This window comes from Bacillus sp. NEAU-242-2, assembly GCF_027853835.1.
Classification (GTDB): Bacteria; Bacillota; Bacilli; order Bacillales; family Bacillaceae; genus Bacillus; species Bacillus velezensis.
Genome location: NZ_JAPNNY010000011.1, coordinates 38,659 through 48,063, shown reverse-complemented (window position 1 = coordinate 48,063; position 9,405 = coordinate 38,659). Strand labels below are relative to the sequence as shown.

8 protein-coding genes and 1 rRNA gene are annotated in these 9,405 nt (G+C 46.4%); 6 read left to right on the top strand and 3 right to left on the bottom strand.

The window, feature by feature from the left end:
• The first annotated feature begins 11 nt into the window (after window positions 1-11).
• Window positions 12-127: ribosomal RNA gene (gene rrf, locus OWN49_RS19150) — 5S ribosomal RNA — on the top strand.
• A gap of 95 nt (window positions 128-222) precedes the next feature.
• Here rrf and OWN49_RS19145 read toward each other — a convergent pair.
• A complete protein-coding gene (locus OWN49_RS19145) occupies window positions 223-1,434 on the bottom strand; it encodes an MFS transporter (RefSeq protein ID WP_172615132.1) in 1,212 nt (403 codons plus the stop codon).
• Window positions 1,435-1,662: 228 nt separating this feature from the next.
• Between OWN49_RS19145 and OWN49_RS19140 the strand changes: the two genes are divergently transcribed.
• From OWN49_RS19140 to OWN49_RS19120, 5 genes are all read left to right on the top strand, one after another.
• Window positions 1,663-2,931: an aspartate aminotransferase family protein gene (locus OWN49_RS19140; RefSeq protein WP_176283088.1), complete on the top strand. Its 1,269-nt coding sequence runs from the start codon at window positions 1,663-1,665 to the stop codon at window positions 2,929-2,931.
• Window positions 2,928-3,878, top strand: coding sequence for an inositol monophosphatase family protein (locus OWN49_RS19135; protein WP_077721702.1), 951 nt, complete (start codon window positions 2,928-2,930; stop codon window positions 3,876-3,878). Before OWN49_RS19140 ends, OWN49_RS19135 begins: the two co-directional genes overlap by 4 nt.
• Window positions 3,853-4,899 (top strand): zinc-dependent alcohol dehydrogenase, encoded by a 1,047-nt coding sequence (locus tag OWN49_RS19130; RefSeq protein WP_003156784.1) that lies wholly within the window; start codon window positions 3,853-3,855, stop codon window positions 4,897-4,899. The genes OWN49_RS19135 and OWN49_RS19130 overlap by 26 nt, the downstream gene beginning before the upstream one ends.
• 231 nt (window positions 4,900-5,130) lie before the next feature.
• Window positions 5,131-6,564: a SulP family inorganic anion transporter gene (locus OWN49_RS19125; RefSeq protein ID WP_024084805.1), complete on the top strand. Its 1,434-nt coding sequence runs from the start codon at window positions 5,131-5,133 to the stop codon at window positions 6,562-6,564.
• A gap of 150 nt (window positions 6,565-6,714) precedes the next feature.
• The gene (locus OWN49_RS19120) at window positions 6,715-7,656 is read left to right on the top strand and encodes a bile acid:sodium symporter family protein (RefSeq protein ID WP_094247904.1); all 942 of its coding nucleotides are present in this window, start codon (window positions 6,715-6,717) and stop codon (window positions 7,654-7,656) included.
• On the opposite strand, the gene OWN49_RS19115 is transcribed toward OWN49_RS19120, so the two are convergent.
• Together OWN49_RS19115 and feuC are read right to left on the bottom strand one after the other, a co-directional pair.
• Window positions 7,645-8,397, bottom strand: a complete 753-nt coding sequence (locus tag OWN49_RS19115; RefSeq protein ID WP_070081283.1) for an alpha/beta hydrolase — start codon at window positions 8,395-8,397, stop codon at window positions 7,645-7,647. The two genes, OWN49_RS19120 and OWN49_RS19115, sit on opposite strands and share 12 nt — an antisense overlap.
• A complete protein-coding gene (gene feuC, locus OWN49_RS19110) occupies window positions 8,394-9,404 on the bottom strand; it encodes an iron ABC transporter permease FeuC (protein ID WP_032872817.1) in 1,011 nt (336 codons plus the stop codon). Before feuC ends, OWN49_RS19115 begins: the two co-directional genes overlap by 4 nt.
• Window position 9,405 lies beyond the last annotated feature (1 nt).

Below are 9,405 nucleotides of genomic sequence, written 5' to 3'. Positions count from 1 at the left end.
ACTCTCAATGGTTTGGTGGCGATAGCGAAGAGGTCACACCCGTTCCCATGCCGAACACGGAAGTTAAGCTCTTCAGCGCCGATGGTAGTCGGGGGTTTCCCCCTGTGAGAGTAGGACGCCGCCAAGCTGTCTTAAACCAGTTCATGATGAACTGGTTTTTTTATATGAAAGATCACATAGATATATAAAGCTAATGCCTTTCAAGGGCATTAGCTTTTTTGTTTACATTGATTTTGCTTTGCTGTTGTGATTTTGAAGATTGTTTGATTTTATTGTCTCGAGTATTCTTAAACTGAACACAATCAGCAGCATAAGGACCATCAGTGCAGTAAACAGCCAGAATGCAGTTTGTGCGGGATATTCATCTAAGCTCCAGCCGACGGCGATCGGAAGGAGTGAACCTCCTAATCCGTTTGAAGCGAGCAGAATACTGGTAGTCGTTTCTGTCTTTCCGGGATAAAAATGATTCGTGATGATTAGGGCTATTGCAAACATGCCTGCCATGAACAGCCCTAAAAAGAAGCAAAGGGCAAAGCCGAACCATACGTTTTTACTTAGTGCCAATACAGTAAGAGCAGCCAGACCGCCAATGCTTATGAGACGAAGATAACGGTGATATGTCAGCTTTTCTGATACTGGGCCTGTTAATAACCTTCCGATGATCATCCCCGTCCAATACACTGTAACTGTTATCGTTGCCAAAGAGTTGGGGATATCCCATTTCTCAGCGAAAATGGAAGGGATAAAATGTACAATTGAAACTTCACTGCCGCCGTAAAAGAAGAAGTAAGCCCCCGCCAAGGTAATAAAAAGCAATCCGTGTGACTGATAACCGGTGCTTTCTTTTTTAGTGTCAGCGGAAGAGACCTCTTTTCGGATGAGAAGCTGATCAATACTGCCGAAACTCATCTGCTTCCATGCGATTAAAAGTGCAAAACTGGATAACCCTAATACTAAAAAAGCAATTGTCCACATGTGGTTGTTGATAAGAAAGCCTGAGAGCAGAGGCATGAAAAGCGCACCTAATCCGTAGGCCACTTCCATCTTGCTCATGGCCACAGCCTGTCTTTCTTTAATAGCGGTGAGGATGATCGTACCTACACAGGATTCCACCAATCCGGCGCCAAGCCCCGCGATGCTGACGAGAAGAAAGAGCAGCGGCCAGGGCGGCAGGAAGGTGATGAACATTTCACAGCTGATGAGTGCCATGCCAAAGATAACAACGTTTTTGCGCCCAAGCTTTTTCACCATGTAAGGCATTCCGATGACACCGATGAGAAAGCCCATGAACTGAGAGAATACCAACACACCGCCATTACTGTAGCTTTGTGAATAATGTGTGAGTAACTCAGGCAGTACGGCTCCCAGAATAACAAGTGTAAAAGCAATCGATCCATAAGAAAAACAGCTTATCCACAGCAGACGAGTTTTCATCATTTTATCTCCTTATTGGTAAAATAATATTTCTCTCTACTCGTATGACATGACGTTTTTACAAAAAATCCAAGTATTGTTACTATATCACATAACTTTTTCTCGTACATCCCTTATGGTAACGTTAACAAATTGTTAACATTTTTTACAAGAAAGATCGTTGACATTATTTTCAATAATTAATACGATAAAAAGCGAAATTCTAATAATTTCATAGGGGTGGTATTTGTGGGAACGAAGGAAATCACGAATCCAGACAGCTTGTATTACAGTGTTGACGATGTAGTAATGGAGCGCGGAGAAGGGATTTACCTGTACGATCAAGAGGGGAATGAGTACATTGATTGCGCTTCTGCCACATTTAACTTGAATTTAGGATACGGTAACAAAGAAGTCATTGATACGGTTAAAGAACAAGCCGATAAGCTGATCCATGTGACATCATCTTTTCAAACAGACACCGTAAATAAACTGGCAGAAAAACTAGTAGAAATCGCCCCCGATAATCTCACAAAAGTACACCCTAAAGTCAGCAGCGGTTCCGGTGCAAATGAAGGAGCTATTAAAATGGCTCAGTATTACTCCGGAAAAACCGATGTCATCTCCTTATTTCGAAGCCACCTCGGACAAACGTATATGACTTCCGCTTTGTCCGGCAACTCATTCAGAAAAGAACCTTTCCCGCCGCAAATTTCTTTTGGCCTTCAAGTCCCCGATCCGTATTGCAGCCGCTGTTTTTATAATCAGAAACCTGATTCATGCGGTATGCTGTGTGTAGAAAGAATTAATGATTTTATTGAGTATGCGAGCAATGGAAAAATTGCCGCCATGATTATTGAACCGATATCCGGCAACGGTGGAAACGTCGTTCCGCCTAAAGAGTATTTTAAACAGCTGAGACAGCTTTGTGATGAACACGATATCGCCCTGATTTTTGATGAAATTCAGACCGGGTTCGGACGGACGGGCAAAATGTTTGCCGCGGACCACTTCGATGTGAAACCTAATATGATGACGGTAGCAAAAGGGCTCGGGGGCACAGGCTTCCAAGTCGCCGCCACTCTGACGGAGGACAAGTATACCGGGCTTCCGGGGTATACGCACTCCTTCACGTACGGCTCAAATGTGATGGCCGCCGCTGCCGCGTGTAAAACCATAGATATCATGCAGCGTCCGGGATTTTTGGAAAATGTAACGACGGTCGGTCATTATATTATGGATCGCTTAGAAACGATGAAAGAGGATTTCGCATTTATTTCTGAGGTAAGAGGCGTCGGTCTTATGATCGGTGTGGAAATTGTCAAAGAGAACAATGAACCGGATGTGGAATTGACCAATTATATTGCCAAACGGGCGATGGATTACGGGCTGATTCTCCGGACATCCCGTTACGGGTTCGGAAATGTATTTAAAATCCGTCCGCCTTTAACCATTACACTTAGTGAAGCCGAAGTGCTCTGCTACAGACTTCGCAAGCTATTGGAGGAAATCAAGTGAGAGACTATATCATTGGGCTTGGACAATTTGTTTATCAAAAGGTGAAAAATCAAAAAGGCACGCTGAAAAACCGACTCGTAAACGGCTATTCTCCGGGAGGCGACGCCCAATTTAACATAGACGCCGCTGCTGAGGAGGCGGTGCTGGATTATATTCAAGAAAAGGGCCATCCGGTTGCTTTTTACACGGAGGATGGCGGCCTGAAGCTGATTGGAGAAGATCCGCAATATATTTTAATTGTAGATCCGATAGACGGAACGCGTCCAGCCGCCGCGGGGCTTGAAATGTCGTGTATTTCGATTGCGCTTGCTTCATATAAGCCAAACGCAAAGATTAAGGATATCGAATTTGCTTTTTTGCTTGAATTGAAATCGGGCGCTTATATGTACGGTGATATTTACAGCGATGTCATTCAATTTGAGGGGTATCAGGGAGAATTGCCCAATTTGAGCGGAGTGCGGGATATTAAGAATATGTTTTGGAGCCTTGAATTTAACGGGCATCCGGCGAAGCTGATGACGGACGCATACGGCCATCTGATTGACCAATCGGCTAATAATGGCGGGGTTTTTGTTTTCAACAGCGCTTCTTATTCAATTTCACGAATTATCACGGGGCAAATGGATGCTTATGTGGATATCGGCAATCGTCTGCTGAAAGATGATCCGAAGCTGCTTTCAGATTTTCAGCAGGTCGGGAACGGACAGGTGCTGCATTTGTTTCCTTATGATATTGCCGCAAGCGTCTTTTTGGCGAAGAAAGCGGGAGTGGTCATTACGGATGCATACGGCCGGTCTTTGGACGAAACGCTTCTGACAGATTTAAGTTATCAGAATCAGCAATCATGTATTGCGGCATCAACGAAGGAGCTTCATCAAACATTGTTAGACCAAATCCGCTGGGGCAGAAAGGAAGAGAAATATGAAGGCGTTGGTCTGGACTCCTAATGATAAGCTTGAATATCAAGAGGTGGACGAGCCTCAAATTCGGAAATCCAATGATGTGAAAGTGAAAATTTTCGGCACCGGTATATGCGGAACGGATTTAAATGTGCTGAAAGGAAAAATGAATGCAACCCATCATATGATTATGGGGCATGAATCGGTGGGAGCGGTCGTGGAAATCGGACCGGACGTGACAAATGTAAAAGTCGGAGACCGCGTCGTGATAGATCCTACGCAGTTTTGCGGGAAATGTCATTATTGCCGGAGAGGGCTGACGTGTTATTGCGAAACCTTCGAGGATTGGCAGCTCGGAATCGGGGCGCACGGAACGTTTGCGGAATATTACGTGGGAGAAGACAGGTTCATGTACAGAATTCCGGATTCAATGGAATGGGAGCGGGCCACATTGGTTGAGCCTCTCTCCTGTGTGCTGAATGTTGTGGACAAAGCTTCGATTCAGCCGGAGGACTCGGTCTTGGTTTTGGGGTCCGGACCGATCGGACTGCTTGTGCAAATGATGGTGAAAAAACTGGCGCGATTGACGGTTGCGACTGAAATAGGCAGTTTCCGAAGCGAAGCGGCGAGCCGGATATCGGATTATGTCTACCACCCTGAAGCATTAACCGTGGATGAAGTGAAACGGATTAATCAAGGAAGAAAATTTGATGTGATTTTTGACGCGATCGGCAATCAGCTTGATTGGGCTTATCCTTTTATTGAAAAGGGAGGCAGAATCGTGCCGATGGGCTTTGATGATACGTATGAGATGACAGTCAGGCCGTACCAGCTGCTGTCAAACGGCGTAACGATTGTGGGCACAGGTGAAGCCCGTCAGATCATGGAGGCTGCGTTAGCATGCGCGTCCGACCTTCCGCAGCTCTATGATTTTATTACGGAAAAGACGGAACTGAAGAATTATGAAGAAGCCATTGATCATCTCATGGGCATCGACCCGGTGACAAAAGAAAGAAAGGATATCAGCGCAATAAAAACGATTCTTGTGTCTGATCCGGAACTTTTATAAAAGCGGAAACGGCTCCAGTGAGAGCCGTTTTCTTTTCTTATTTATACGGTCTTGCACATTTCTTTAAAGTTTAATATGATACTCTTTGTTAACCATTCCTTTCCTCAACGACATTATACTCTGAGCGTGTCCCCTTTTTCCCCGTAAGCTTGCCTCATATTCCCCAGATAAAAATCAATGTTTCCAACTGATAAGGTGCGGATTTTTATAGTGAAAAGGAGTCGTTATCATTTGAAAGATTATACGTTACAGCAGCAATGGTTCGGAAATGTCCGTAAAGACATTCTGGCCGGTATTCTGGTTGCTCTCGCTCTGATCCCTGAGGCGATCGGATTTTCAATTATTGCAGGTGTCGATCCGATGGTCGGGCTTTATGCATCATTTTGTATCGCGATTATTATTTCTATCTTCGGCGGCAGACCGGGAATGATTTCAGCCGCTACGGGTTCAATGGCGGTTGTCATGGTGACATTGGTGGCTGATTACGGGCTGCAGTATTTGTTTGCGGCAACCATTTTGACAGGTATTATTCAATTTATTCTTGGTGTCAGTAAGATAGCGAAATTGATGAAATTTATTCCGCGTTCGGTCATGATCGGATTTGTGAATGCTTTGGCGATCTTGATTTTTTCTGCGCAGCTGCCGCAGTTCAAAGGAGCTTCATGGGTCATGTATGCTATGCTTGCCGGATCACTGGCTATCATATATCTTTTGCCGAAGGTTACGACGGCTGTGCCGTCTCCGCTGGTGGCGATTATTGTCATGACGATCATTGCGGTGGTCTTCCATGCGGATGTCCGAACGGTCGGTGATATGGGCGGGATTACAAGTTCACTTCCGCATTTCTTGATACCGGATGTTCCGTGGACGTTTGAGACATTGCGGATTATTTTCCCTTATTCACTGGCGCTTGCATTCGTCGGATTGCTTGAGTCGTTGCTGACGGCCCAGATCATTGACGAAATGACGGATACGGATAGTGATAAGAACAAAGAAAGCCGCGGACAAGGCATCGCCAATATTGTGAACGGATTTTTCGGAGGCATGGCCGGATGCGCCATGATCGGCCAGTCTGTCATTAATACGAAAGCCGGAGGTCGCGGCCGGTTGTCGGCTTTTACGGCCGGAGCGTTTTTAATGTTTTTAATTGCCGTATTAAGCGGTATCGTCGTGAAAATTCCGATGGCTGCGCTTGTGGCCGTGATGGTTATGGTGTCCATCGGCACGTTCGACTGGTCATCGATTAAAGGTTTGCGGAAAGCGCCCCTTACTGATTCGATCGTTATGGTGATTACCGTCGTGACAGTCGTTCTGACAAATGATTTATCGAAGGGTGTTTTCGCGGGTGTGCTGCTAAGCGCAATCTTTTTTACGGCGAAAATTTCTAAGCTGAAGATTGTGTCACATTCCGAACAGAAAGATGTCCGAACTTATAAGGTCACGGGACAGATCTTTTTTGCTTCCGTGTCTGAACTGATGAATGCCATCGTTTATGATGAAGACGTGAAACGGATTATCATCGATTTGACCGATGCCCACGTGTGGGATGATTCGGGAGCGGCGGCTCTTGAGAAGATTGTCGCCAAATGTAAAGAATACGGAATTGAGGCTGAATTAAAGGGATTAAATCAGAAAAGCCGAGATTTAATGAAACAAATGGCATAGAATTTGTGAAGTCCGGATGAATATATCCGGGCTTTTTTTCGGTTAAATTTGGCGATGTGCATTGTTATAATGAATGAGACTTGAAAACCGTATATAGGAGACTTGCATATGATGTGGCTTCAGAAGTTGAACCAAGTGTTGGGGAGAATCATGCCGCTTTTGACTCCGTCAAGTGTGGCGGCGGGTGTGCTGTTATCTCAGCATATCAGCTGGATGGCCGGCGCTGTGCCGTGGATATTTGCATTTATTACATTTACGGGCAGTCTGAGTGCCAATTTTCAATCGCTGAAGCGCAGTATCGAGAAGCCGCTCCCGATGATCATGGCATTGTTTGTTCTGCATATTTTCATGCCTGTTTTTGCATGGGGAAGCGGCCATCTGATTTTCAGCGGTGACCCTTTAACTGTGACGGGGCTGATTATGGGTGTGGTGATCCCGACCGGAATTACGAGTTTGATTTGGGCTGCGATGTATAAGGGAAATGTCGGATTGACGCTGTCTATTATCCTGGTTGATACCGTACTTTCTCCTTTTATCGTACCGTTAAGCCTGTCTGTCCTGGCCGGGGCGAATGTTCAGATGGATGTGTGGGGCATGATGAAAGGGCTGGCGGAGATGGTGGTGATTCCGTCCATCGCAGGGATGATGGTCAACCAGTTTTCCCCGCCGGTAAGGACTCAGGCGATAAGCCGGTCATTGTCTCCTTTTTCAAAAATCTGTCTGATGATTGTCATTGCCATTAACAGTTCGGAAATCGCGCCGTATGTCACGCATGTGGATATCAAATTTGCGGGCATCGCTGGCATGGTATTTTTTATTGCCATGACGGGTTATGCCGTGGCTTGGCTGATCGGAAGACTGATGAAGCGGAGCCAGGATGAAATCGTGTCTCTGATTTATACGGGGGGCATGCGCAATATCAGCGCCGGAGCTGTTCTCGCCGTGTCTTTTTTTCCGTCTCAAGTGGCGGTTCCGGTCGTCATCGGGATGCTCTTTCAGCAAATCCTTGCCGCTTTGTTCGGCTATTTGCTGAGACGCTTTGAACTTAAGCCGGTCGTGATCAAGTATGAAAAAAACCGCTCAGCTACGTGAGCGGTTTTTTCCGTACAGCCAGCTTAGTGCTGAATTGAATTGTCGTTTGAACGCTTCTTGATGGTGCACGGCACCCTCTTCGATCGTAAATGAGAGCTGAGATTGAGAAAAGCCTTTTTGCCTCAGGCTTTTGTACACGCCTTTATTTTGTCCGATCATGGTGTTTTGGATGTTACATTTTTGCTCTGCTTCACGGCTGCCGACAGACATATAGATACGCCGCCGTGCCGGCCGCAAAGGTGCGGAGCGGACATAATCTGCTGATTTTTCATACCAGAAGGAACCGGAAATACAGCCGATTCTGCCGAATATTTCAGGCTTTTGCAGCATCGCGTATATCGAAAACAGTCCGCCTAATGACGCGCCGATCAGTCCTCTCGTTTCCGAATGTGCAGAAATGTGATGCATATCTTCAACAGTTGGAATGATGACATTTGTCAGCTCCTCAAGAAAGAGCCTCCCTTTGCCGCCGAAATCATGAAACGCAGGGCTCAGGGAAGGCGCGGGCCACGGTGTGTACTCATCGAGTCTGTCAGCCGGTTTGATGCCGATGAAAATCAATTCGGAAAGTGTTCCGTCTGCAAATTGGAATTCAAGCTTATCTATCTGTTCTAAAAACAAAGATCCTCCGTCAAGTACGTACACACAGGGTAAAGCCCCCGTTTGAACCGAATAGGACGGAGGAAGATACACAGTGCATTCCCTTCCGTTTATCCGGTGTTCTGTAAGGGTGCCTCTCATGCGTCCAGCCCCTTCTTTTGCTTAAACAGAAGAAAAAAGAAATAAGGAACGCCGAGAATCGCAAGAATAATTCCCGCCGGCACTTCTGAAGGCTGAAAGAACAATTTGCCCGCAAAGTCGGCGGATATGACGAGGAGCATACCGACCAGTCCGCTGACCGGTAATGAGTATCTGTGCTCAATGCCGGCGAGCCTGCGGGAAATATGGGGCGCGATCAGTCCGACAAATGCCATGCTGCCCGCTGCGGTTACACATGCGCTGATCAAAGCGATGCAGGCAATGAGTAAAATGGTTTTTTCTTTATTGGTTGAAACACCGAGGCTTTTCACCGTGTCCTCATCGAAACGAATGGTATCCAGCAATGACGTTTTCGCCATAAGAAGAGGAATGAACAAGATCAGCCACGGAAGGATTGCCGTAATGGTCATCCAGTTTGCCGACCAGATGCTGCCGTTTTTCCAAACCATCGCCATCTCATAATCCTGCGGGTCCATTTTTAATGATAGAAATAAAGACAGCGCGCTGAATCCGGAATTCATGGCGATTCCGACGAGAATAATTCTGCCCGATTCCAGATGCCCCCGGTGCCAGGCGAAAATATAGATCAGCACGGCCGCCATCAATCCTCCGATGAGGCCGAAGACAGGCATACCCATCGCAGAGGCAAGTGCCGTCGCTTCAGATTGTCCCTGAAACAGAAGCATAAACGTGACGATTCCCGCTCCGGCTCCTGCATTAATGCCCAAAATACCGGGATCGGCAAGACCGTTTTTGGTAATGGCCTGAATAACGGCTCCGGCTATCCCCAATCCGAGTCCGATGGCAGCAGCCATGACTATGCGCGGCAGCCTCAGCTGAAACAGCAAAATGTCATATTGCGGATTCGGATGGATGCGGAAAAGCGTACTGAGCAGTTCACCCGGCTTTGCGGAAAAAGAACCGCTTGTCATGCTGAAATAGCTTACGAGCAATATGAGAGCAATCAGAATGATATAAATTCCGGCCATT